Annotated in this window: 33 protein-coding genes; 17 read left to right on the top strand and 16 right to left on the bottom strand. The window is 64.6% G+C overall.

Features of this window, described 5'->3' with window-relative positions; genetic code table 11:
- Positions 1-15 precede the first annotated feature (15 nt).
- The 3 genes from proB (at position 16) to DKM43_RS15000 (ending at position 2606) form a co-directional block, all read left to right on the top strand.
- On the top strand, positions 16-1149 hold the full coding sequence (gene proB, locus DKM43_RS15010) for a glutamate 5-kinase (RefSeq protein WP_109799321.1): 1134 nt from the start codon (positions 16-18) through the stop codon (positions 1147-1149).
- The gene (locus DKM43_RS15005; protein ID WP_109799320.1) at positions 1149-2069 is read left to right on the top strand and encodes an NAD-dependent epimerase/dehydratase family protein; all 921 of its coding nucleotides are present in this window, start codon (positions 1149-1151) and stop codon (positions 2067-2069) included. The genes proB and DKM43_RS15005 overlap by 1 nt, the downstream gene beginning before the upstream one ends.
- Before the next feature lie 120 nt (positions 2070-2189).
- Positions 2190-2606 (top strand): DUF805 domain-containing protein, encoded by a 417-nt coding sequence (locus tag DKM43_RS15000; RefSeq protein ID WP_109799319.1) that lies wholly within the window; start codon positions 2190-2192, stop codon positions 2604-2606.
- A 16-nt stretch (positions 2607-2622) separates the two neighbouring features.
- Here DKM43_RS15000 and recF read toward each other — a convergent pair whose 3' ends face one another.
- Together recF and pspF are read right to left on the bottom strand one after the other, a co-directional pair.
- The gene (recF, locus tag DKM43_RS14995; RefSeq protein ID WP_109799318.1) at positions 2623-3714 is read right to left on the bottom strand and encodes a DNA replication/repair protein RecF; all 1092 of its coding nucleotides are present in this window, start codon (positions 3712-3714) and stop codon (positions 2623-2625) included.
- A 68-nt stretch (positions 3715-3782) separates the two neighbouring features.
- Positions 3783-4814, bottom strand: a complete 1032-nt coding sequence (gene pspF, locus DKM43_RS14990; RefSeq protein WP_109799317.1) for a phage shock protein operon transcriptional activator — start codon at positions 4812-4814, stop codon at positions 3783-3785.
- 165 nt (positions 4815-4979) lie between these two features.
- Between pspF and DKM43_RS16535 the strand changes: the two genes are divergently transcribed.
- The 11 genes from DKM43_RS16535 to DKM43_RS16600 are packed head-to-tail and all read left to right on the top strand — an operon-like array spanning position 4980 to position 8600.
- Entirely contained in the window at positions 4980-5144 is a 165-nt protein-coding gene (locus DKM43_RS16535; RefSeq protein WP_161554104.1) for a hypothetical protein, read from the top strand.
- Positions 5144-5980 carry a phage shock protein PspA gene (pspA, locus tag DKM43_RS14985; RefSeq protein WP_109799316.1) on the top strand — a complete coding sequence of 279 codons (837 nt, stop codon included), beginning with the start codon at positions 5144-5146 and terminating at the stop codon, positions 5978-5980. Before DKM43_RS16535 ends, pspA begins: the two co-directional genes overlap by 1 nt.
- Before the next feature lie 3 nt (positions 5981-5983).
- Positions 5984-6289, top strand: a complete 306-nt coding sequence (gene pspB / locus DKM43_RS14980) for an envelope stress response membrane protein PspB (protein WP_109799315.1) — start codon at positions 5984-5986, stop codon at positions 6287-6289.
- The gene (gene pspC, locus DKM43_RS14975) at positions 6286-6660 is read left to right on the top strand and encodes an envelope stress response membrane protein PspC (protein WP_109799314.1); all 375 of its coding nucleotides are present in this window, start codon (positions 6286-6288) and stop codon (positions 6658-6660) included. Before pspB ends, pspC begins: the two co-directional genes overlap by 4 nt.
- A 43-nt stretch (positions 6661-6703) precedes the next feature.
- Positions 6704-6985, top strand: coding sequence for a hypothetical protein (locus tag DKM43_RS14970; RefSeq protein ID WP_109799313.1), 282 nt, complete (start codon positions 6704-6706; stop codon positions 6983-6985).
- Positions 6985-7335 carry a hypothetical protein gene (locus DKM43_RS14965; protein WP_407938509.1) on the top strand — a complete coding sequence of 117 codons (351 nt, stop codon included), beginning with the start codon at positions 6985-6987 and terminating at the stop codon, positions 7333-7335. The genes DKM43_RS14970 and DKM43_RS14965 overlap by 1 nt, the downstream gene beginning before the upstream one ends.
- Positions 7332-7637 carry a hypothetical protein gene (locus DKM43_RS14960; protein ID WP_109799312.1) on the top strand — a complete coding sequence of 102 codons (306 nt, stop codon included), beginning with the start codon at positions 7332-7334 and terminating at the stop codon, positions 7635-7637. The genes DKM43_RS14965 and DKM43_RS14960 overlap by 4 nt, the downstream gene beginning before the upstream one ends.
- Positions 7634-7906, top strand: a complete 273-nt coding sequence (locus DKM43_RS14955; RefSeq protein WP_109799311.1) for a hypothetical protein — start codon at positions 7634-7636, stop codon at positions 7904-7906. Before DKM43_RS14960 ends, DKM43_RS14955 begins: the two co-directional genes overlap by 4 nt.
- Before the next feature lie 11 nt (positions 7907-7917).
- Entirely contained in the window at positions 7918-8172 is a 255-nt protein-coding gene (locus tag DKM43_RS14950; protein ID WP_109799310.1) for a hypothetical protein, read from the top strand.
- A gap of 27 nt (positions 8173-8199) precedes the next feature.
- Positions 8200-8427 carry a hypothetical protein gene (locus DKM43_RS14945; protein ID WP_109799309.1) on the top strand — a complete coding sequence of 76 codons (228 nt, stop codon included), beginning with the start codon at positions 8200-8202 and terminating at the stop codon, positions 8425-8427.
- Positions 8424-8600 (top strand): hypothetical protein, encoded by a 177-nt coding sequence (locus tag DKM43_RS16600; protein ID WP_201739887.1) that lies wholly within the window; start codon positions 8424-8426, stop codon positions 8598-8600. Before DKM43_RS14945 ends, DKM43_RS16600 begins: the two co-directional genes overlap by 4 nt.
- 6 nt (positions 8601-8606) lie before the next feature.
- On the opposite strand, the gene DKM43_RS16395 is transcribed toward DKM43_RS16600, so the two are convergent.
- The 5 genes from DKM43_RS16395 to DKM43_RS14925 form a co-directional block, all read right to left on the bottom strand.
- On the bottom strand, positions 8607-8768 hold the full coding sequence (locus tag DKM43_RS16395; RefSeq protein WP_145960532.1) for an LPXTG cell wall anchor domain-containing protein: 162 nt from the start codon (positions 8766-8768) through the stop codon (positions 8607-8609).
- Between the two features lie 88 nt (positions 8769-8856).
- Positions 8857-9927, bottom strand: a complete 1071-nt coding sequence (locus DKM43_RS14940) for a zinc ribbon domain-containing protein (RefSeq protein WP_109799308.1) — start codon at positions 9925-9927, stop codon at positions 8857-8859.
- A 77-nt stretch (positions 9928-10004) separates the two neighbouring features.
- A complete protein-coding gene (locus tag DKM43_RS14935; RefSeq protein WP_109799307.1) occupies positions 10005-10535 on the bottom strand; it encodes a hypothetical protein in 531 nt (176 codons plus the stop codon).
- Between the two features lie 7 nt (positions 10536-10542).
- Positions 10543-11982 (bottom strand): 3-isopropylmalate dehydratase large subunit, encoded by a 1440-nt coding sequence (leuC, locus tag DKM43_RS14930; RefSeq protein ID WP_109799306.1) that lies wholly within the window; start codon positions 11980-11982, stop codon positions 10543-10545.
- A 137-nt stretch (positions 11983-12119) separates the two neighbouring features.
- Complete coding sequence (locus tag DKM43_RS14925) at positions 12120-12491, bottom strand: hypothetical protein (protein ID WP_145960531.1); 372 nt, start codon at positions 12489-12491, stop codon at positions 12120-12122.
- A 158-nt stretch (positions 12492-12649) separates the two neighbouring features.
- Here DKM43_RS14925 and DKM43_RS14920 point away from each other — a divergent pair, with 158 nt between their 5' ends.
- On the top strand, positions 12650-13165 hold the full coding sequence (locus DKM43_RS14920; protein ID WP_109799538.1) for a sterol desaturase family protein: 516 nt from the start codon (positions 12650-12652) through the stop codon (positions 13163-13165).
- A gap of 5 nt (positions 13166-13170) precedes the next feature.
- On the opposite strand, the gene DKM43_RS14915 is transcribed toward DKM43_RS14920, so the two are convergent.
- Genes DKM43_RS14915 through DKM43_RS14905 form a run of 3 tightly spaced genes read right to left on the bottom strand, consistent with a single transcriptional unit; the run spans position 13171 to position 15035 of the window.
- A complete protein-coding gene (locus tag DKM43_RS14915; RefSeq protein WP_161554103.1) occupies positions 13171-14253 on the bottom strand; it encodes an acyltransferase family protein in 1083 nt (360 codons plus the stop codon).
- Positions 14250-14600, bottom strand: a complete 351-nt coding sequence (locus DKM43_RS14910) for a YbaN family protein (RefSeq protein ID WP_109799303.1) — start codon at positions 14598-14600, stop codon at positions 14250-14252. Before DKM43_RS14910 ends, DKM43_RS14915 begins: the two co-directional genes overlap by 4 nt.
- Before the next feature lie 21 nt (positions 14601-14621).
- Positions 14622-15035 (bottom strand): SufE family protein, encoded by a 414-nt coding sequence (locus tag DKM43_RS14905; protein WP_109799302.1) that lies wholly within the window; start codon positions 15033-15035, stop codon positions 14622-14624.
- 139 nt (positions 15036-15174) lie between these two features.
- Here DKM43_RS14905 and leuD point away from each other — a divergent pair, with 139 nt between their 5' ends.
- Together leuD and DKM43_RS14895 are read left to right on the top strand one after the other, a co-directional pair.
- On the top strand, positions 15175-15777 hold the full coding sequence (gene leuD, locus DKM43_RS14900) for a 3-isopropylmalate dehydratase small subunit (protein WP_109799301.1): 603 nt from the start codon (positions 15175-15177) through the stop codon (positions 15775-15777).
- A 129-nt stretch (positions 15778-15906) separates the two neighbouring features.
- The gene (locus DKM43_RS14895) at positions 15907-16908 is read left to right on the top strand and encodes an NADPH:quinone oxidoreductase family protein (protein WP_109799537.1); all 1002 of its coding nucleotides are present in this window, start codon (positions 15907-15909) and stop codon (positions 16906-16908) included.
- 10 nt (positions 16909-16918) lie between these two features.
- Here DKM43_RS14895 and DKM43_RS14890 read toward each other — a convergent pair whose 3' ends face one another.
- The 6 genes from DKM43_RS14890 to odhB form a co-directional block, all read right to left on the bottom strand.
- Positions 16919-17566 carry a trimeric intracellular cation channel family protein gene (locus DKM43_RS14890; protein WP_109799300.1) on the bottom strand — a complete coding sequence of 216 codons (648 nt, stop codon included), beginning with the start codon at positions 17564-17566 and terminating at the stop codon, positions 16919-16921.
- A gap of 75 nt (positions 17567-17641) precedes the next feature.
- Positions 17642-18085: a hypothetical protein gene (locus DKM43_RS14885; RefSeq protein WP_109799299.1), complete on the bottom strand. Its 444-nt coding sequence runs from the start codon at positions 18083-18085 to the stop codon at positions 17642-17644.
- Between the two features lie 17 nt (positions 18086-18102).
- Positions 18103-19215 (bottom strand): serine hydrolase domain-containing protein, encoded by a 1113-nt coding sequence (locus DKM43_RS14880; RefSeq protein WP_145960530.1) that lies wholly within the window; start codon positions 19213-19215, stop codon positions 18103-18105.
- Positions 19216-19228: 13 nt separating this feature from the next.
- Entirely contained in the window at positions 19229-19426 is a 198-nt protein-coding gene (locus DKM43_RS14875; protein ID WP_109799297.1) for a hypothetical protein, read from the bottom strand.
- A 111-nt stretch (positions 19427-19537) separates the two neighbouring features.
- A complete protein-coding gene (gene lpdA / locus DKM43_RS14870) occupies positions 19538-20938 on the bottom strand; it encodes a dihydrolipoyl dehydrogenase (protein WP_109799296.1) in 1401 nt (466 codons plus the stop codon).
- Between the two features lie 13 nt (positions 20939-20951).
- Complete coding sequence (odhB, locus tag DKM43_RS14865) at positions 20952-22199, bottom strand: 2-oxoglutarate dehydrogenase complex dihydrolipoyllysine-residue succinyltransferase (protein ID WP_109799295.1); 1248 nt, start codon at positions 22197-22199, stop codon at positions 20952-20954.
- Positions 22200-22208: the final 9 nt, after the last annotated feature.

Below are 22208 nucleotides of genomic sequence, written 5' to 3'. Positions count from 1 at the left end.
CCCTAAGCGGCCCTCATGAAGATCAGCCAGCTTGCCCATCTCACCGATGTTGCCACTTGTCCGCGCCTTGTGGTCAAGGTCGGCTCGGCGCTGCTAGTGGGCAAGGATGGCGCACCGCGCCGGGAATGGCTGGCAGCCCTTGTCGCCGAAATCGCGGCAGCGCGCGCGGCCGGACAGGAAGTGATCGTCGTGTCATCAGGCGCCATCGCGCTTGGTGCGCGCAAGCTGGGATTGGCAAAGGGCGGGCGCGGCAGTCTGGCGGATGCGCAGGCGGCCGCTTCGGTCGGGCAGATCGCGCTTGCGGGCCTGTGGGCGGAGCTCCTGTCGAACCATGGCCTTGCCGCGGCGCAGATCCTGCTGACGCTGGAAGACCTTGAGGATCGCCGTCGCTATCTCAATGCCACGGCCACCCTTGGCACGCTGCTGGCCGCTGGTGCGGTGCCGGTCATCAACGAGAACGATTCGGTCGCCACCGAGGAAATCCGCTTTGGCGACAATGACCGGCTTGCCGCGCGGGTGGGGCAGGCAGCGGGTGCAAGCGGCGTGCTGCTGCTTTCCGACATCGACGGCCTTTATGATCGCGACCCGCGCCTGCCCGGTGCGGTCCGTATCCCGGTGGTGCGCGGCGTCACGCCCGAAATCCACGCCATGGCCACCGGCGGATCGTCGTCGGGCCTGGGTTCGGGGGGCATGACATCCAAGCTTCAGGCGGCCGAAATCGCCGAGCTGGCAGGCATGGCACTTGCCATAATCGATGGGCAGCCGGACGCACCGATCGGCACCGCGATCAAGGCGGATCGGGGCACCCTGTTTCTGCCGCGCGGGCGCAAGCAGGCGCGCAAGGCATGGCTCGGCGGGCGGATGCGGATGCGCGGCAGTGTGACTGTGGATGCCGGGGCGGCGGCCGCTCTTGCGCGCGGCTCCAGCCTGCTTGCTGCCGGGATCACCGCCGTTGATGGCGATTTCCAGCGCGGTGATGCCATTGCCGTGATCGCGCCTGACGGGACGACGCTTGGCCGCGGACTTTCGGAATACGATGCGGCCGAGTGCATGCGCCTGAAAGGCCGCCACAGCCGCGATCACGAGGCAATCCTTGGCTATGCGCCGCGTTCGGCGCTGATCCACCGCGACCAGATGGTGCTGTTGTAATGGCCGCAGAACTGCTGGCGATTACCGGAGCCACCGGCTTCGTCGGACAAGCCGTGCTCGATCAGGCGGCGCGCGCGGGGATTGAGGTCCGCGCGCTTGCGCGCCGCCCGCAGGAGGCGCGGGCCGGGGTGGAATGGGTGCAGGGCGATCTTGACGACAGGCGCGCGCTTCAGCGGCTGGTCGGCAAGGCCAGCGTGGTTCTGCACATCGCGGGCGTGGTCAACGCGCCGGATGCGCAGGGGTTCGAGCAGGGCAATGTCTGGGGCACGCTCAACATGGTCAATGCCGCGCTCGATGCGGGGGTGCCGCGCTTCATCCATGTCTCGTCGCTCTCTGCCCGCGAGCCGGGTCTTTCGGTCTATGGCAAGTCCAAGCTGCGCGGCGAAAAGATCGTCAAGGCAAGCAGCCTTGACTGGACGGTTGTGCGTCCGCCTGCGGTCTATGGCCCGCGCGATACCGAAATGTTCGAACTGTTCCGGCTGGCGCGGCGTGGCATTGTGCCCCTGCCGCCGCAGGGTCACCTTTCGATCATTCATGTCAATGATCTTGCCCGGCTGCTGCTGGCGCTTGTTCCCGGCGGCGAGGCGGTGACGCACATGACCTTCGAACCCGATGATGGCACGCCGGGGGGATGGACCAACACCAATCTTGCCAAGGCCATTGGCATGGCGGTGGGCAGACGCGCCACGGCCATCAATCTTCCCGCCGGTGTCCTGCGCCTTGGCGCGAAGCTTGATACCCGGTTCCGGGGCAACGGGGCCAAGCTGACGATGGACCGGGTGGGCTACATGTGCCACCCCGACTGGCGGGTGGGCGCAGGCCTGCAACCGCCGCCAGAGATATGGACCCCGCAGGTGGAAACCCGCATGGGCCTTCACGCCACGGCGGCATGGTATCGCGAGGCAGGCTGGCTAAATTAGGCGCGCCGCGCGTTCAGCCCCCATTGCCGAAGAACTGCACCATTGTGACGGCGCATACTTGCCGCGCTCTGCATTCCGTGGTGTCGTTGCTTCCTCAAACCTGTCGAGGGGGGAAGTCTCATGGAATGGATGCTCATGCCGTATCGGCGCTATGCCGACTTTTCGGGCCGTTCGCGGCGCAAGGAATACTGGATGTTCGCGCTGTTGTCCTTCATCGTGGCCATGATCTGCGTTTCCTTGATGCTTGCGGGCGGAATGACGTTTGATGAAAGCGGGCCGGCGGAACCGGGCGGTCTGTTCTATGCGGGCCTTGCACTTCTGGCGATCTGGGGCATTGCCAGTTTCATCCCCTCGATCGCGGTCCAGGTGCGCCGCTTCCACGATCAGGACAAGTCGGGCTGGTTCATCCTGCTCGGCTTCATCCCCTATGTCGGCGGGCTGATCGTGTTCATCTTCATGTGCATCGAGGGCACGCGCGGGCCGAACCGGTTTGGCGCGGACCCCAAGAATCCCACCGATCTGGAAGTTTTCGGGTGATGACCAGCGGCGCGGTTCAGCCGAGCCGCGCCACCTGACCATCGGTCACGCGCCACACGGCGCTGTGCTCTGCAAGATTGGCAAAGGGCGCCATTTCGGTGCCGGTCATCCACACTTGTGCGCCGCTGGCGGCAAGCCGTTCGAACAAGGCGCCGCGCCGCACCGGATCAAGGTGGGCGGCGATCTCGTCCAGCAGCAGCAGGCGTGGGCGTTCTGCGGCCGCCAGCGCCGCATGGGCAAGCACGATGGCGATGAGCATGGCCTTCTGCTCGCCGGTCGAACAATCTGCCGCCGGGGCATTCTTGGCCGCCAGCCTTACGGCCAGATCATCGCGGTGCGGGCCGGTCAACGTTCGGCCTGCGGCGCGGTCGCGGCGTCGCCCTTCGCGAAGGGCGGCTCGCAGCGCTTCGGCATCGAGCGGGACATCGCTGGCGTAGGCGAGCAAGGGGCGTGCGAAGGGCTGTTCGGGCACGGTTTCCAGCGCGCTGGCCAGATCGGCAACCAGCGCGCTGCGGGCAGCGGCTATCGCGGCGCCGGCTTCGGCCATCTGCGCCTCGATCCCGTCGAGCCAGACGTGATCGGGTTCGGCCGGTTCGGTCAGCAGCCGGTTGCGCTCGCGCAGTGCGGCTTCAAAGCGGGTAGCATTGCGGGCATGGCCCGGTTCGCGCGCCAGCACCAGCCGGTCGAGAAAGCGTCGCCGCGTGCCCGCGCTTTCGGCAAAGATCCGGTCCATGGCAGGCGTGAGCCAAGTGATCGAGAGCCATTCGGCCAGCCGGGCGGCCGGACCTTCCGCACCGTTGATTCGCACCGAACGCCGACCTGGCGCATCGGCAGATGTCGCAGTGCCGATCTGCACCACGCCGTGCTCAAGCTCAGCCGCCACGGCAAAGCCTCCGGTGGCCAATCCGGTATCTCTGGCGCGCCCGGACATTTCCGCCGGATGTGCCCTGCGCAGGCCGCGCCCCGGCGCAAGCAGGCTGATCGCTTCGAGCACGTTGGTCTTGCCTGCGCCATTTTCGCCCACCAGCACGTTGAACGCACGCATCCCGTCAAGCCGGGTGGCGGCATGATTGCGGAAATCGCGCAAGGTCAGGCGGGTGAGAGACATGCGCGCTCGGCGTTAACGGGTTTGCGACCCTTGTGCAAAGGCGCGTGGCTCCGGCTGCCTGTGCGCGGTCAGGGCTTTTCCATGAGGCCGTGCTTCTTCATGCAATGGCGCAACTGGTCGTATGTCAGACCCAGCGCCTTGGCAGTCTGACGCTGGTTGAAACGGTTGCGCGCAAGGTGATGCTCGATGATCGCGCGTTCATGGGAATCCACCGCGGCGCGCAGATCGTCGATGCCATCGAGGTCGGCCACGGGCACTGCCGGAGAATGCGGCGCAGAGGTGCCTTCCGCAGCCGGGGCGTCCGCACGCGGTGACTGCGCTGGTTTCCACGGGCTTTCGAACGGATCGAACTGGACATGGCCAACCGGCGTTGTCCAGTCATCCCACCGATAGACCGCGCGTTCGACCACGTTGCGCAGTTCACGCACATTGCCGGGCCATAGATATTCGTCCATGGCCTTCTGCACGGGCGGGGCAAAGCCCGGCCAGGCATCCCAGTGCAGTTCAGCAGCCATGCGCCGCCCGAAATAGTCGGCCAGCACCGCAACATCGCCTTCGCGAACGCGCAGGGGCGGCAGGGTGATGACCTCGAAGCTGAGCCGGTCGAGAAGGTCGGCGCGGAATCGGCCCTGTTCGGCCAGCTTTGGCAGATTCTCGTTGGTGGCAGCCACGATGCGCACATCGACGCGGATCGGCTTGCTGGCCCCGATGCGTGTGACCTCGCCGTATTCCACTGCGCGCAGCAGCCGCTCCTGCGCACCCATGGAAAGCGTCCCCAGCTCGTCGAGGAAGAGCGTGCCCTTGTCGGCCTCCTCGAAGCGGCCGCTGCGTGCGCGGGTGGCGCCGGTGAAGGCTCCGGCCTCGTGCCCGAAAAGTTCGGCCTCGATCAGCGTTTCGGGAAGCGCGGCGCAGTTCATCGTCACCAGCGGCTCCTGCCAGCGGGTGGACAGGCGGTGGAGGCGTTCCGCGATGAGTTCCTTGCCGGTCCCACGCTCGCCGATGACCAGCACCGGACGCCGCATCGGCGCGGCGCGGCTGGCACGCTCGACCGCATCGAGAAACGCGCCGGACTGGCCGATAAACTGAACTTCCCGATCCATGCCGCAAAGTTAGCGCTGTTCACCAAGTCTTTGCAATATTTTCCACATGAGAAAGGAAAATACGCGCCGCAAGGCACGCGAAATGGGGGTTTTCTGAGTTTGGCACACCGTTTGCTAAGTGTGGGACAACCCAGCCAACAACTGGTATTCATCACCGAAAGGTCCATGCTGATGTACACCGCCCGCTTTTTCACCACCCAGCTTGGCCGCGCCAGTCTTGCCAGCATCGGTGCCATGGTCGTGCTGTGCTGCGTTGCCCTGACCCAGCAGGTCGGCAGCGTGCCCACGGTGATGGCCTCGTCTGCCGCCATCACCGGCGAGCTGGCATGATGGACGAGGAGCTTTCCCCGATCCGGTCCGGCACTGGCGAGGGCAAACGCACCACCCGCCTCGATGCCGAACTCGATCGTCTGCGCAGATCGGCCGATACGGCCTTCGGCCAGAGCAATGGCGCCATGCCGCGCCCCACTTTCAACCCCGGAGTAAACCTGATGGGCATATTCTCGCGGACCCGCGACATCATTGCCGCCAATTTCAATGACCTGCTCGACAAGGCCGATGACCCGGCCAAGATGATCCGCATGATCATCATGGAAATGGAAGAGACGCTGGTCGAAGTCCGTGCCTCGGCCGCGCGCACCATTGCCGATCAGAAGGAAATGGGCCGCCATGTGGCGAAGCTTGAGCGGCTTCAGGCCGATTGGGCGGAAAAGGCCCAGCTTGCGCTGTCGAAGGATCGCGAGGATCTGGCGCGCGCGGCTCTGGTGGAAAAGAAGAAGGCCGCCGACATGGCCGAGCAGCTCAAGGCCGAGATTGCCGTGCTCGACGATGCGATGCGCGCATACGAGCAGGACATCGAGAAGCTCCAGACCCGCCTTCGCGAAGCCCGCAGCCGCCAGACCGCCATCGCCGCGCGGCTGGAAAGCGCCGAGAACCGCGTGCGGCTGCGCAGCCTGCTGGCCAGCGAGCGCGTGGACGAGGCCATGGCCCGCTTCGACCAGCTTGAGCGCCGTGTCGATTACGCCGAAGGCCGCGCCGATGCCCTCAGCCTTGCCGATGGTTCGGGCAAGGCCACGCTTGCCGACGAGATCGCCGCACTGGCCGGGCAGGACAAGATCGACGAGGAACTCGAAGCCATGAAGCGCCAGCTTGGCAAGGAGGGATGAGCCATGCAAGATCTGATTCCGCTCACCGCCGTCGTCTCGATTTTCGTGGGCCTGCCCTGGCTGATCCTGCACTACATCACCAAGTGGAAGACCGCCGCCACCCTGACCAGCGGTGACGAGGCGCTGCTGGAAGAGCTTTATCAGCTTGCCCGCCGTCTGGATGAACGGATGGATACGGTGGAGCGCCTGGTGGCTGCCGACAATCCGGGGTTCCAGCCTGCGCGCATCGTCCATGACAGCGAAGCCGACAACCAGAAACTGCGCGAACTCGATCGCATGTTCGCCGAACAGGGGAGGACCGTGAAGTGAACAGCCCGCGCACCCGCTTCTACCGCGACAAGGTCAATGGCAAGATCATGGGCGTCTGTGCCGGGATCGCTGACTACACTGGCGTTGATGCCCTGTGGATTCGTCTGGCGTTCCTGATCCTCGGCTTCTCGATGGGCTGGCCGTTCTTTGCCTACTTCGTGCTGGGCATGATCACGCCGAAGAAGCCCGGCTTTCTCTATTCGGACCGTGACGAACAGCAGTTCTGGCAGCGCGTGCGCCAGTCGCCTGCCCGCACCGCCCGTGAAGTGCGGGCAAGGTTCCGCGATATCGACCGCCGTCTGGCCGATGTGGAAAGCTTCTACGTCAACTCCAACCCGCGCCTTGCCGCCGAAATCGAAAAGCTGCGCTGAAGGCAGCGCTCGCATTGACCATTCCTGAGGGGGACTGAACATCATGGGACCTGCCGAAATCGGCGCGCTTATCCCGGTGGTTGCGCTGTGCATTCCGATCGTGGCGATCTGGACAAAGCACCGCCAGAAGATTGCCGAAATGCAGATCAAGGCAACCGCCGAACTGAGTGCCGAAAAGGCCGCGCAATATGCGCAGCACACCCGCGAACTGGAAGAGCGCGTCCGCGTTCTGGAACGTATCGTCACCGACAAGGGGTTCGACACCGCCGCGCAGATCGAAGCGCTGCGTCGCGATGCTTCGTCGCTTGAAGATCGGAGGCTGTAATGGCCATCGAAGACCTTGCGCAGCTTGCCGGCATGACGCCGCTGATTGTCACTGTCACGGTGGCTGGCGTTGCCGGATGGGTTGTCACCACATGGTTGCGGGTCCGTCATGGCTATCCCCTCGATGGCGCATGGGGGCAGGCGGTGTATCCAAAGACCTCCACTGCCGAGATCGAGCGGATCAAGCTGCTCAGCCAGGAGAACGCGCAGCTTCGTGCCGAACTTGGCGCAGTGAAGGATCGGCTGGCCAATGTCGAACGGATCGTCACCGACAGCGGCTTTGGGCTGACCCAGCAAATCGAAGCGCTGCGCCTCGACAGGTCTGCCGTTGATGACAGGAGACCGCAATGAACTGGGCCGGACCTGAATTCGTGATCGCCATCGTAACCGTGTCGACCCTTGGCTGGACCATCAACAACTGGATCCGTGCGCGGCATGGTTATGCCCTGGAAGACGAATGGGGAGGCAAGACCCAGCGATCTGACGATCAAGCGGTAACGGCGCTGCGCGAGGAGAACATCAACCTTCGGGCGCAGCTTGAAGCGACGCAGATGCGGCTTGCGAACGTCGAGGCAATCGTCACGGACCGTGGCTTCGAGGTTGCCGGACAGATCGAAGCGCTGCGCCGACGTGATCAGGGGAGAACACTGTGAGCGAAAACCTTGTCTATGGTCTTGCCTTCATGCTGGTGGTGGTGCCGGTGGTGATGGGGGTGCTGGGTGATGCCTACAAGCGCCGCCTTGCCTTCCGTGAACGGGAACTTGAACTCCTTTCGCATCAGACCGCTGAGAAGGCTGCCCAGTATGCGGCTCAGGCCGAACGGCTGGAGCAGCGGGTGCGCGTGCTGGAACGCATCGCCACCGAGAACAACGCAGACCTTGCCTTGCAGATCGAGCATCTGCGCTCTGCCAAGGTCAACTGAGGAGAGATCCGATGTCTTTCTGGAGCGCCCTCGTGGCGATCTTCGCGATCATTGCCTGGGCCAGCATCCGCATGAACCGCGACCGTTATCAGAACAGGGGCGCGGACAGCCGCCAGCATTCGGAGGCTGATCCGGCCTATACTGCCGCGCTGGAACGCGAAGTGGCCGACTTGCGCAAGCGCCTGGAGGTGCTGGAACGCATTGCCACCGAAGATGGTGAAACCCGCCGTCTTACCCGCGAGATCGAAGCCCTGCGCGATCAGTAAAATCACTTGCAACAGGGAGTTGCGCCCATGACTTCCGATCTTCCCATCGCTGAAATCGTCTATGCGCTCTCTACCTTGCTGGGGCTGGGGATGATTGCCCTTGCGGCCCTTCGCGGCTGGGAGCGATGGCTTGCCTTCCGCCGCTATGAACTTGAGCGGGCCGGGCCGACCGATGTCGCCGGCCGGATCGACCTTGCGGACATGCGCGAAAGGCTGCGCAGGCTTGAGGCCATCGCGGCCGGGGTCGATCCGTGACGGGCCGCACCGAAGGCGCGGCCAAGGCGGGAATCGGCCTTGGTTCGGCCATTGCCGTGGCCATATCGTGGAGCGTCAACAAGTCTATCGTCTGGGCCGCGATCCACGGGGTGCTGTCGTGGCTCTACGTCCTCTACTTCGCGGTCACGCGCCCCGGCGGACTTTCTGGCTGATCGGCCTCAGTCTGTTTCGGGGGCGTCGGCGTGCGGCTCTTTGGGTTCAGGCTTTTCCGCGCGCTCCTTGCGGCGCGAGGCATAGAGCAGCGCGGCCGCCAGAGCCGCCGATCCGATTGCCGCGCCTGCCATGGCTGCCTTGCCGGTCCAGTCGGTCTTCTTGGTCACGCTTGGGAAACTCCTTGGCTGCTTTGCTGGCAAAATTGGCCGCCATGGTCCCGATTGCAAGCCGCTGCCGCAAGTTTTGCGCAGTTTCCTAAGGCGCCACAGCTACTTGCTCCTTGTCCTGCGCAGGTGTGCCGCAGGTCATGCAGTAGCGGAAAAACGCCATCTTGCGCGTGTTGCAGTGGTGGCAGTGATCAAACAGCGTCATGCCGCAGTGGACGCAGAAATTGGCTTCCGCATCACCCGTGGTTGAGATTGGACGGTCGCAACCGGGGCAGACCTTGGCGGCCATCTTCTTGAATGCCTCGTCATGGCTGACGCGGGCGCGGCGCTCCTGTTCGGCCTGTGCTTCCACTTCCTGCCGGTGCGCCAGATAGGCGCGCATGTTCTTGACGAGAAAATGGCCTGCCGCGAAAGTCAGGATGATACCGACCGCATAGCGCACATAGCCGCCATAGCTGGGCAGATAAGGCACCAGTTCCACGAAGAACACGAAGACTGCCGCAAGCACGAAACCGCGCATCAGCGGCCAGTGGTCGCTCTTGCGCTTCTTCGCCACCATCCACACTGCGGCGAGCAGCATCGGCAGGGTGATGGCAAGCCGCAGGCCGAAGATGCGCAGTTCCTGCCAGAATATCGCCCGTTCGCGCGCGGGCCAAGCTTCGGCGATCAGCCGCTGTTCCTGTTCGCGAAGGGCGCCTGCCTTCTGATCCAGCGGCGCGCGCTGGTTTTCAAGCCCCGCGATCCGTTCCTGCACTGCGCGTTCATTGGCCTTGAGCCGTTCCAGCTCGCGCGTGCGCGCAAGCACTTCGGGATCCTGTTCGGGATTCGTGGTGGCGGTGCGTGCCGCAATCCACGCACGGAAGGTCTCGGTGCCGGTCTGCGAGGCGCGCTGGGCCTGTTCAAGCTGGAGACGCTGGATTTCCAGTCGGTCGTTTATGGCCTGCTGCTCGCTTTCGACCCGACGCAGTTCGGCCCGGAGCTTGCGGACTTCGGGCCCATCCTCCACCGGGCTGGAATAGACCTGGTTCTCCACCATCGGCAGATCGCCGATCACCAGATTTCCCAGACCGATGATGAACCCGGCGAAAACTACTGAAACAAGCCAGAGCACACCGCGATAGAGCCGCTCCGGCACGCGCACGCCCTTGATTACGTCCATGTTTCATCCCCCCGACCGAGAGATGGAGGCTATGGCAATCGACAGGGCTTGTAAATCAACAGGTTTTGAAGTGCCGCTCAGGGTTGGACCAGCGGGCTGGTCCGGTCGCGCTCCTGTTCCCACTGCTGCCACTTTTCCCCCATGCCCGGATGATCGAGCGCACCTTCGCGCATGGCAGCGGCGGCCTGTGCTGCGGGCAGGGGAGGCAGGGGACCATTGTCTGACAGCATCAGCTCGTCGCCCAGCAGGCGGAAGCCTTGCGCGGCAGGGCGGAAAGCCTGCACCACCGTCATCACGCTGCCGCCGTATTGCACGACATCGATCACCAGCGCGTCGACTTCGCCGGCGGGAGTATCGACTTTGACCTGCCGCGCGACGGCGCAATCAGGCCACTGCGCGGCAGCGCCTGAAATGAATGCCCTTGCGGCCTCGTCCTGCTCTTTGGGGTTGGCGCCTTCGAATGATTGCAACTGGCGGTTGCCGTCGCTGCGCATGCACAGTGATTGCGGCTGGTAGCTGCTGTCGGCGGGCAGTTCCGATGCCGACCAGAAGGCGTGGGCCATAAGGAACCCGGCCAACTGGAGCGCAGCAGTGGGAAGGCCCGCCATGCGCGGATCAGCCGATGAGCTTGCGCACGTCGGTCAGTCGGCCAGTGACGGCCGCCGCCGCTGCCATGGCCGGGCTGACAAGATGCGTGCGTGCGCCGGGGCCTTGCCGTCCGACGAAGTTGCGGTTTGAGGTCGATGCGCAGCGTTCGCCCGCAGGCACCTTGTCCGGGTTCATGCCGAGGCAGGCCGAACAGCCCGGTTCGCGCCATTCGAAGCCCGCTTCGATGAAGATGCGGTCCAGCCCTTCTTCTTCGGCCTGCTTCTTGACGAGGCCGGAACCGGGGACAACGATCGCCCACTTCACGTTGTCTGCCTTCCGGCGCCCCTTGAGCACGGCAGCGGCGGCGCGCATGTCCTCGATGCGGCTGTTGGTGCACGAGCCGATGAAGATGTTCTGCACCTCCACGTCCTCCATGCGCTGGCCCGGCTCAAGGCCCATGTAGGCAAGGCTTGCCCGCGCTGCTTCCTGCTTTGAAGGGTCGGCAAAGCTTTCGGGGGCTGGAACCACGCCGCTGATGGGCAGAACGTCTTCAGGGCTGGTGCCCCAGGTAACGGACGGTGCAATGTCCTTGGCGTCGATCACCACGACCTTGTCATACGTCGCGCCCGGATCGGTGGCGAGGCTTTTCCACCAAGTCACGGCCTTGTCCCAATCCTCGCCCCTGGGGGCATAAGGGCGGCCCTTGAGATAGGCGAAGGTCTTTTCGTCAGGCGCGCAAAGCCCGGCGCGCGCGCCGTGTTCGATCGCCATGTTCGAGATGGTGAGGCGTCCCTCGATGGAAAGATCGCGGATCACCTGCCCCGTGTATTCGATAACCGAACCGGTGCCACCCGCCGCGCCCAGCACGCCGGTGATGTGCAGCACCACGTCCTTGGCCGTCACGCCCGGAAGCAGCGTGCCTTCGATGCGCACTTCCATGCTTTTCGACTGCTTGAGCAGGAGCGTCTGCGTGGCGAGCACGTGCTCCACTTCGCTGGTGCCGATACCGAAGGCCAGCGCGCCAAGGCCGCCGTGGCAGGCGGTGTGACTGTCGCCGCACACGATGGTTGCGCCCGGCAGCGAAAAGCCCTGTTCCGGCCCGACAACGTGGACTATGCCCTGTTCGACATCGGCATCGCCGATATAGCGGATGCCGAACTCCGGGGCGTTGCGCTCAAGCGCGGCGAGTTGCTGTGCGCTTTCCGGGTCCGCGATCGGCACGCGCGCGCCATCGGCAGTGCGGCGCGCCGTGGTGGGAAGGTTGTGATCGGGCACCGCCAGCGTCAGATCGGGGCGGCGCACCTTGCGGCCTGCGGCGCGCAGGGCTTCGAATGCCTGCGGACTGGTGACTTCATGGACCAGATGCCGGTCGATGTAGATGAGACAGGTGCCGTCATCGCGGCGTTCGACGACGTGGGCGTCCCAGATCTTCTGGTAGAGCGTGCGGGGTTTGGCAGGGTTCGACATGGCACCTGCGGTTAGGCCCGCCCTTTGTGCTTTTCAAGCAGGAAAGGGCGGGCCTTCGTGCGGATGGGCGCAATTTTGTTGCGCCGGTTCAGGAGTGCCGACCTGCCCAACCGCGTAGGGCAGGTTCGGCGGGCGCGTCAGCTACGGCTGTTCTTGCCTTCCGAGCGCTCATGCTTGGCGCGCTTTTCGGCGGTCTTCATCTTGTGGTGGCGGTGCTCCTTGCGCTCGGCATGGGCCTTGCGTTCCATGGCGCGCGTTTCCTTGGCGAGAGAGGTGCTGGCGGCCGTGCCTTCATGGCTGGCGCTCAGCTTCTTCGCCGTGCGTTCCTGCTTCATTTCCTTGCGGGCGGCGGAAGCATGGATCTTCTTGGCCTGACCCGTGCCCTGCTGCGTGGCAGCGGCGGGCTTGGCGCCCTGAGCGGCCGGCTGGGCGGTGCTTGCCATTGCCGGCATGGCGAGGCCGGAGGCAATCAGGGCTGAGAGGGCGGCAGTAAGGATGGTCTTGCGCATGGGATTTCTCCTCGGCTTGGTTGAGGCCCTCAAAATGCTGTCAGCCAGATGAACGCCGGAAAAACAACCTGTCGCGCCATTCAGCCAAAGTGTCCGGCCTTTGGGGCAAAGTGTAAGAATGTGTCGCGACGCGTTCGCGGGCGGTGTATGGGAGCGCCATGCAGACGCTTGCCGCCATTCTCATCGTGCTAGCCACCGTTCTGGTCATGGAGTTCGTGGCATGGTCCAGCCACAAGTATATCATGCACGGCTGGGGCTGGGGCTGGCACCGCGACCATCACGAACCGCATGATCGCTTCTTCGAGAAGAACGATCTCTATGCCGTTGTCGGGGCTGCCATCTCGATCAGCTTCTTCGCGCTCGGCAGCCCGCTTATCATGGGGCAGGGCGCTTGGTGGCCTGCCACGTTCATCGGGCTTGGTGTCATGGCCTATGGGGCGATCTACACGCTCGTTCACGATGGGCTTGTGCATCAGCGCTGGTTTCGCTGGGTGCCCAAGCGCGGCTACGCCAAGCGGCTGGTGCAGGCGCACAAGCTGCACCATGCCACCATCGGCAAGGAAGGCGGGGTAAGTTTCGGTTTCATCTTCGCGCGCGATCCCGCCGTGCTCAAGAAGGAACTTCGTGCCCAGCGCGAACAGGGCATCGCGGTGCTGCGCGAGGCTGTGGAGTAAAGCGCCTACTCGCGGCGCGAAAGCAGCGGCTTTTCCACCAGGAAATGCACCGCCGCCGCCACGATCAGGGACAGCACCGTCATGCCGATGGCAAACAGCAGGGCCTGTGCCGGGCCATAGGGCAGGCGGTAGTGTCGCCAGAGGAACTGGGCGACCATCAGCAGCGGCATGTGGACGAGATAGAGCGCGTAGGACAGATCCCCGCCCACGCGCCATGTGCCGGCCGCTCGCAGCCGCAATGGTCCAAGCACCGTGGCCGACAGCACCAGCCATCCTGCCACCCCCCACGTGAGCAGCCGGAACCAGCCGCCTTGTCCCGCGGCGTTCTGTCCCGCAGCGTGCTGTCCCCCAGCGCCCATAGTGGCCGCAGACGGCATGAGCACCAGAACGGCCGCCAGCAGCACCATTCCCAGCCGCAAGGTTGCGGGTAGCGCTGCGCCTTTCCGGTAGAGCAGGGCAATCCCTATGCCGCCTGCGAATTCCAGCACGACCGGATCGGTCCAGTAAGCCAGCGGCTGAGGCAGGGAAAGGACCGCGCCCAGAACAACACCCACAGCCAGCAAGGTGCCTAGCCGCAACGCCGTGGTGCGCGCGCTTATGCCAAGGCACAGCGCGAAGAGCACATAGAACAGCATCTCGTAATTGAGTGTCCAGCCGACTTCGAGCGGGGGAACGATCCGGCCATGGGCGATCGGCGAGGGGTGCGGGATAAAGGCGAAGGCACTTGCCACGCTGCGCAGATCGGCTGCCGGACCAAAGCGCCAGCCCCATATCACGGTGAAGCCCAGCGCCAGCCAGTAGAGCGGCACGATACGCCGCAGACGGCGCGCCATGAACGTGCGGCGCGCGCCAGGCATGCCAAACAGGCGCTGCGATGAAAAGATCATGATGAAGCCGGAAATGGCGAAGAACAGATCAACGCCAAATGCGGTGCTGGCGATCAGCGGCGGGCGCCACAGCTCCACGCCCCGGAACCGGCCAAGGTGATAGGCAAAGATCTCGACATGACCGATCAGCACGGCAAAGGCGGCAAGGAAGCGCAGACCCTGCACGCTGGTGATGCGTTCCTGCGCGGCTTCTTGCGTCATTCCGGGCGGGTCCAGATCCATGCGCCCATCAGGCCCATGGTTCCCGCCGGGATGAGCACCCAAGGCCAGCCTGCGGTCAATCCGGTGAGGACCACCCCAGCCGTCATCGCGGTGAGCGCGCCCACCTTGCCCTTGCGCGAAATGGCGCGGCGATTCCTCCAGTCCCGCAGAGGCGGGCCGAAGCGCGGATGATCGAGCAGGCGCTGCTCCCACGCGGGGTTGGATCGGGCAAAGCAGAAGGCTGCCAGCAGCATGAACGGCACAGTCGGCAGCAGTGGCAGGAAAATGCCGAGCGTGCCCAGCCCGACACTGATGACGCCGCCAGCCAGATAGAGGGAGCGGCGCAAGTTGTTCCGGCTCCGTGCGCTTCAGCCAGCCGCGGCGATGCGGGCGGCATGTTCGCGCACCAGCGCGATCATGTTGGGCACACCTTGCGTGCGGTTCGATGAAAGCTGCTTCTTCAACTCGAACGGGGCAAGCGCTTCGGCAATATCGGTGGCGGCCACTTCAGCCGCGGGCCTGTCCTGCACCGCGGCAAGCACCAGCGCCACGATGCCCTTGGTGATCGCGGCATTGCTGTCTGCAAGGAAGTGCAGCTTTGCGTCCTCTTGCTGCGTCGGATAGACCCACACGCTGGCCGAACAGCCGCGCACCAGCGTGGCATCGGTTTTCAGCGCGTCGGGCATGTCTTCCAGTTCGCGCCCCAGTTCGATGAGCAGGCGATAGCGCTCATCGCCGTCAAGGAACGCGTATTCTTCGAGGATGTCGTCGAGGGTGCGCATGGGCTGCATCTAGCCGCGAGCATTGCCGAGGTCCACTGCCTGCTTTGCCAGCAAGGCAGGCCCGGCTTGGCCGTTGCATGAAGGGTTTGATGCCATTGCCCCGTTGCATCCGGCGACCCGGTGGCTATAGCGGAGCGCCATGGAACCGGTGAAGCAGATTGAAGGACGGGCCATCCCGTTCGGCCGCAAGAACGTCGATACCGATGTGATCATCCCTGCGCGATGGCTCAAGACGATCACCCGTCAGGGCCTTGGCAAGGGGGCCTTCGAAGCCCTGCGCGCCGATCCCGACAACATCTTCGACAGCGCCGAGTTCAAAGGCTCGCCCATCCTCATCGCGGGCGACAACTTTGGCTGCGGTTCAAGCCGCGAACATGCCGCATGGGCGCTGGGCGACATGGGAATCAAGGCGGTGATCGCGCCCTCGTTCTCCGACATCTTTTCGGGCAATGCCTTCAAGAACGGCATCCTCACCGTCGTGCTGCCGCAGGAAGCGGTCGACCGTCTGATGGAGGTGGCGCAGACCGATCCGGTGATGATCGATCTGGAAGCGCAGACCGTGACGACGCCCTTTCAGGATCGGTTCTCGTTCGAGATCGACCCCTTCCGCAAGCACTGCCTGATGAACGGGCTTGATGAAGTGGGGCTGACGATGGCGCGCGGCGACGCCATTGCCGCGCACGAGACGCGGATGCGCGAAAGCCTGCCTTTCCTTGCGCGCGGAACCGACGTGGCTGCCTGAGCGGCCAATCAAGCCTCTTTCATGCTGCGGCTTAACCAGTCGCTTAAGAGGGCTTCCCAAGCCTGCCAAAACTTGCTTCCCTGCATGACAAGCGGAACGATTCCGCACAGGTGATAGGGAGAATGCATGATGAAGGCTCTGCGCACCCACGCGGCAGGCGGCCCGGAAACGCTTGTTCTTGAAGAGATTGCCGATCCGGTGCCGGGCAAGGGCGAAGTTCTGATCGAGGTCCACGCCTGCTCGATCAACTTCCCCGATACCCTGATGATCCGTGATCTTTACCAGTTCCGTCCAGAGCGCCCTTACGCGCCGGGCAGCGAACTGGCGGGCCGGATCCTTGCGCTGGGCGAGGGCGTGACCGGCTGGTCCGTGGGCGACCGGGTGATTGCCATGATCGGCCATGGCGGTCTTGCCCAGAAGGTCGTCGCCCCGGTGCAGCGCCTTTTCGCACTGCCCGATGGCGTCGATTACGCCACTGGCGCCTCGCTGCTGATGACATATGGCACGACCATCCACGGGTTGAAGGACCGGGGCCATATCAAGGAGGGCGATACCGTGCTTGTGCTGGGCGCGGCGGGCGGCGTGGGCCTTTCGGCGGTGGAACTGGCCAAGGCGTTCGGCGCGCGCGTCATCGCGGCGGTATCAAGCGAGGAGAAGGCGCAGGTTGCGCGTGCTGCCGGTGCCGATGATGTGGTGATCTATGGCCGCGCCCCGTTCGACAAGGCCCAGTCCAAGGCGCTGGCCGAGCAGTTCAAGGCCGCCTGTGGCCCCAATGGCGCAAACATCATCTACGATGTGGTTGGCGGCGATTATTCCGAACCGGCGCTGCGGGCTATCGCATGGGAAGGGCGCTTCCTTGTCGTGGGCTTTCCGGCCGGGATTGCAAGGCTGCCGCTCAACCTCACGCTGCTCAAGTCGTGCGATGTCTGCGGCGTGTTCTGGGGTGCCTGGACCGCGCGGGAGCCTGCCGCCTTCAAGGCCGAAGTTGAGGAACTTTTCGCGCTGCTCAAGGAAGGCCGGATCAATCCGCGCATCTCGCAACGCTTCGCTCTCGAACAGGGGCGCGAAGCCATCGCCCTGCTTGAGAACCGTCAGGCCGTGGGCAAGATAGTGGTCGAAATGATCGGCTGAGCGCGCTCGCTCAAAGCTCGCCCTGCGAACTGTAGGCGGGCAAGCCCAGTTTCCACCAGATCGCCGCGCCGCGCAGGCCGAACCCGGCCAGCGCGGCGACGGGCCAGACCACGCCGTTCGGCAGATCCAGCATGGCGCCCCCCGCGCAGATCACCGATGCAAGCGCCGCCGCCGTTACATAAAGTTCGGGACGCATCAGGATCGACGGGCGTCCGGCAAGCACGTCGCGGATGATGCCACCCACGCAGCCGGTTATCACGCCCATCAGCACCGCAGGCACCGGCGGCACGCCGAATGCCAGCGACTTTGCCGTGCCCAGCACCGCGTAGGCCCCAAGCCCGGCTGCGTCTGCCCATTCCAGCACCGGACGCTCCCACCAGCGGTGCGGGGTGAACCAGGCCACCAGCGCCACGCCAAGGCACACAGGCGCAACCCAGGGATCGCGCACCCAGAATACCGGCGCGCCGATCAGCAGATCGCGGATCGAACCGCCGCCCACCCCCGTCACCAGCGCAAAGAAGGCCATAGTCACGAATGTCTGGCGCAATTGCGCGGCCAGCAAGGCCCCGGTCAGCGCGAAAACGGCAATACCCGCCAGATCGAGCAGGCCGATCAGCGGGGCGATGTCGGTCGCTGGCACAGACAGGGCAGGGGGCATTTTGCAGCCATTACCCTTGCCGCCACGCTCTGGCCAGTGACAGAAATCGCAGGCGTGGCCGCTGGATCGCGCGGGTCAGTCGGTTCGCTCGATCAGAACCTGAACCCGTTCCTGATTGCTGCGGGAAAGCAGGACTTCGTGCCTGCCGGGATGCAGGGTGAAGCGCACGATCTTGCGAATGCCAGAGCAGGCCGGACCGTGGCCATGCCCGATTGAGGAAATCACCTGGCCATTCTCCGCAAGGTCAATCCACGCAGCACTTCCAAGCGAAACGGCGTAGGTGCCTGCACTGGGCACATCGACCGTGGCCTTGCCGGAATACTTGCCGTCCTTGCCTTGCTGCAAGGCTACTTGCGCTGCTTTGCCCGGCACCAGAACGCCGCCCTCGGCAGCTGACGCACCCGAAGGCCAGAGACTGTCACCAGAAGGCGGCGGACATGCGGGCGGATCGGCGGCCAGCGCTGGCGTGATAACAGAAAGCGTGAGTGCGCAGGCCGCGAATCTGGAAAGCCGGATCATGTCCCGATAATGCGCGATCAGGGCCGCTTGTCCATGCGCTGTTCGGGCATTGCTGCCGCTGCGCTGCGAAGCAGGGGAAGCAGAAGCCGCTGGCGTTGAAACAGCGCCATGTCGTTGCCGCAGTGGCCCATGACCGCGCCTGTCCCGCTATCGATGAGCACTTCGGCATACCAGCGCGTGTTCGATCCGTTGTGCCACAGGCTTCCATCGGGATCGACGAACCAGCCCAGCGCCATCTGGCTGCCAAAGCGGGGACGGTGCAACTGCGCCCAGCTTTCCGGCCTGAGCAGTGGCGCCCGGTCGCGGTGGGCGGCAAGGTAGCTGGCGAGGTCTGCCGCAGTCAGATGCAGGCCACCTGCCGGAGCCATGGCGGCAGGGTTGTCGGCAAACACGGCAACACCGCCATCATGCCCCCATGGCTGATTGTGGCTGTCCGCCGATCCCGGCGGGCCAAATCCCGCACTGCCAAGGCCAAGCGGGACAAGCACCTCGCGCCGCAGCAGCACCTCGAAGGGCAGGTTGCTGACCGTTTCGAGCATGTGTGCGGCCAGCACATAGCCCGCGTTGGAATAGAGGAGGCCGCGACGCGGCTTGCCCGCACGCGGCATGGCCAGCGCCATCTGGGCATAGCGCGCGCGGCTGGTGCGGGCATCTGCTTCCTGTTGCGGCATGGCAAACAGCGCGGGCAGCGGAATATCCTTTGCCAGCCCGGCATGATGGCTCAAGAGGTCAATGCCGGTGAGCTTGCGATGGTGGCGCGGCACATCCGCCAGAACCGCGCCCAGCGGCGTATCCCAGCCGATCGCACCTGCTTCGACCGCGCGGGCAAAAAGCGTTGCAGTGAAGGATTTGGTGATCGAGCCGATATGCCACTTGTCCTGGGGGGTGACAGCTTGCGGGTATCCGGCCGCGCGCACACCATCGGCAAGAACCGTTAGCCTGTCCTGCCCGCGCTGCCAGAACACTACCATGCCCGGCGTTCCCGCCGCGCGGCGAAGCATGGCCAGCGTTGCCGCGGTCATGGGCCCGGACGTCGGCGGGATGGCTTGCGTTTCCGTCTGCCGGGCCACCAGCCGCGATGGCAGCAGGCCCAGCGCGGCCAGACTGCCAAGCCATTGGCGGCGCGACACGAACACCGTCCGTTCAGGCCCCCAGCAGGGCTTCCAGCTTTGCCTTGAGCGCGCCGATGCGCTCGGCCGCTTCGGTATAGGTCTTCACTTCTTCGCGGCGCGTATTCCCGCGCGCTTCCTTGGCCGCTTCGAGATAACCTTCCATGTCCGCTTCCAGCGCATCGATCAGGATCTCGGTTTCGTCTTCGGTCAGGGTCAGCTTGATGGCCATCGCGGGCGCTCCTTGGTTTCAAGCCCTGCGGTTAACGCCGCAGGGCGCGGGGCACAAATGAAAAGGGCCGCCCGCAGGGACGGCCCCGTTCACGGTGCCGGGTCTGTCCGATCAGATGTGGATCGGCTTGCCGGTCACGGCCATGGCCGCTTCCTTCAGCGCTTCCGAATGGGTCGGATGCGCGTGGCAGGTATAGGCGATGTCCTCGCTCGTCGCGCCGAACTCCATGGCCTGCGCGGCCTGCGCGATCATCGTTCCGGCAACCGATGCGATGCACCACACGCCTAGCACGCGGTCGGTCTTGGCATCCGAGATGACCTTTACGAAGCCATCAGGTTCGTGGTTGGTCTTGGCGCGGCTGTTGGCGAGCATCGGGAACTTGCCCACCTTGATCTCGCCCCGCTCCCGCGCGGCTTCTTCGGTCAGGCCAACGCCCGCGAACTCCGGCATGGTATAGACCACGCCGGGGATAACATCGTGGTTCACGATGCCCGTAAGCCCCGCGATATTCTCGGCCACGGCAATGCCTTCGTCCTCGGCCTTGTGGGCCAGCATGGGACCGGGGATCACATCGCCCACTGCCCAGACGCCCGGCACCTTCGTGGCGAAATCGTGGTCGGTCTCGATCTGGCCGCGCGCGTTGACTTCCAGCCCAATCTTTTCGAGGCCCAGCCCTTCGGTGTTCGGCCGGCGCCCAATGGCCACCAGTACGCAATCGGCCTCGATCGTCGAAGCCTCGCCGCCCTTGGCCGGTTCGGTCGTGAGCGTCGCCTTCCCGCCGTTCACGGACACAGCCGTCACCTTGGTGCCAAGGCGGATGTCCATGCCCTGCTTCTTGAAGATCTTGGCGGCTTCCTTGCGCACGTCGCCGTCCATGCCGGGCAGCAACTGGTCAAGGAACTCCACCACCGTGACTTTCGCGCCAAGACGCCGCCAGACCGAGCCAAGCTCAAGCCCGATCACGCCTCCGCCGATGACCACGAGGTGCTCCGGCACGCGGTCAAGCGCGAGCGCACCGGTGCTGTCCACGATCACGCCAGCGTCATTGTCCACGCTCACGCCGGGCAGGGGCGTCACGCTGGATCCTGTGGCGATCAGCACGTTGCGTGCGGTGACTTTCTCACCTGCCACAGTCACCGTGTGAGGATCTTCGAAGGTGGCATAGCCCTTGAGCCATGTTACCTTGTTCTTCTTGAACAGGAACTCGATCCCGCCGGTCAGCTGCTTGACCGAATCCGCCTTCTGACCCTGCATCCTGGCAAGGTCCAGTTCGACCGCGCCCGTCTTGATGCCATACTTGTCGAAGGTGCCGTTGCGCGCTTCCTCGAACTTTTCCGAGCCGTGCAGCAGTGCCTTGGAAGGAATGCAGCCGACATTGAGGCAGGTGCCGCCCAACGTCTCGCGCCCTTCGGCGCAGGCCGTCTTCAGGCCAAGCTGCGCCGCGCGGATTGCGGCGACATAACCGCCGGGACCAGCACCGATGACAAGCAGGTCGTAATCGTATTCAGCCATGTTCACGGCTCCTTCAGAGATCGATCAGCAGGCGGGTGGGATCCTCGATCGCTTCCTTGATCGTCTTCAGCGCCGTGACGGCTTCGCGCCCGTCGATGATGCGATGGTCGTATGACAGGGCGATGTACATCATCGGACGGATGACTATCTCGCCGTTGCGCACGACGGGGCGGTCCTCGATGCGGTGCAGGCCAAGCACGGCCGACTGTGGCGGATTGATGATCGGGGTCGACATAAGGCCGCCGAACACACCGCCATTGGAGATGGTGAAGGTGCCGCCTGCCATGTCGGCCATGGTCAGCGTGCCTTCGCGCGCGGCCTTGCCGTAGTTGGCGATGGCCTTCTCGATGTCGGCAAAGCTCAGCTTGTCGACATCGCGCACCACCGGCACGACCAGCCCGTTCGGGGCCGAGACCGCGACCGAGATGTCCACATAGTCGAAATAGACGATCTCATCGCCCTGAATCTGGGCATTGACCGAAGGAATGTCCTTCAGAGCCAGAACCGATGCCTTGGCGAAGAACGACATGAGGCCGAGCTTCACGCCGTGCTTCTTCTCGAACACGTCCTTGTACTTGTTGCGCGCTTCCATCACGGCAGTCATGTCCACGTCGTTGAACGTGGTCAGAAGGGCTGCGGTTTCCTGCGCGCTCTTCAGGCGCTTGGCAATGGTCTGGCGCAGGCGGGTCATCTTGACGCGCTCTTCGTTGCGGCCAGCAGCGGGAGCCGCCGCAGCGGGCGCGGCTGCCGGTGCCGAGGCGGCGGGTGCCGGCGATGCCTGCTTGGCTGCGGCTGCCGCCATCACGTCTTCCTTGGTCAGCCGCCCGTCCTTGCCGGTGCCCTTCACGGTCGAGGGATCGATCCCGTATTCCAGAATGGCGCGGCGCACCGCAGGCGAGAGAGCGGCCACATCGCCGCCTGCCTCGGCAGGAGCGACCGGAGCGGCTGCCGAGGCAGGGGCAGGGGCTTGCGCCGCCGCAGCAGGAGCCGCCGAGGGAGTGGCCGCAGAAGCAGCCGGCGCGCCGCCTGCCTCGATCAGGGCCAGAAGCGCGCCGACCGAAACCGTGTCGCCTTCGTTCGCCACCAGTGCACCCAGCACACCGGCTGCGGGCGCGGGCACCTCGACGGCAACCTTGTCGGTTTCGAGGCTGACGATCGGCTCGTCCAGCGCCACGGCTTCGCCCGGCTTCTTCAGCCACTGACCGACGGTGGCTTCGCTGACGCTTTCACCCAGCGTGGGGACTTTCACTTCAATCGACATAGCTTTGTT

Origin of the sequence: Novosphingobium meiothermophilum (assembly GCF_003171715.1) — a bacterium.
Taxonomy (GTDB): Bacteria; Pseudomonadota; Alphaproteobacteria; order Sphingomonadales; family Sphingomonadaceae; genus Novosphingobium; species Novosphingobium meiothermophilum.
Note: the sequence above shows the minus strand (reverse complement) of the source record. Positions and strands in the feature narration are given on the sequence as shown.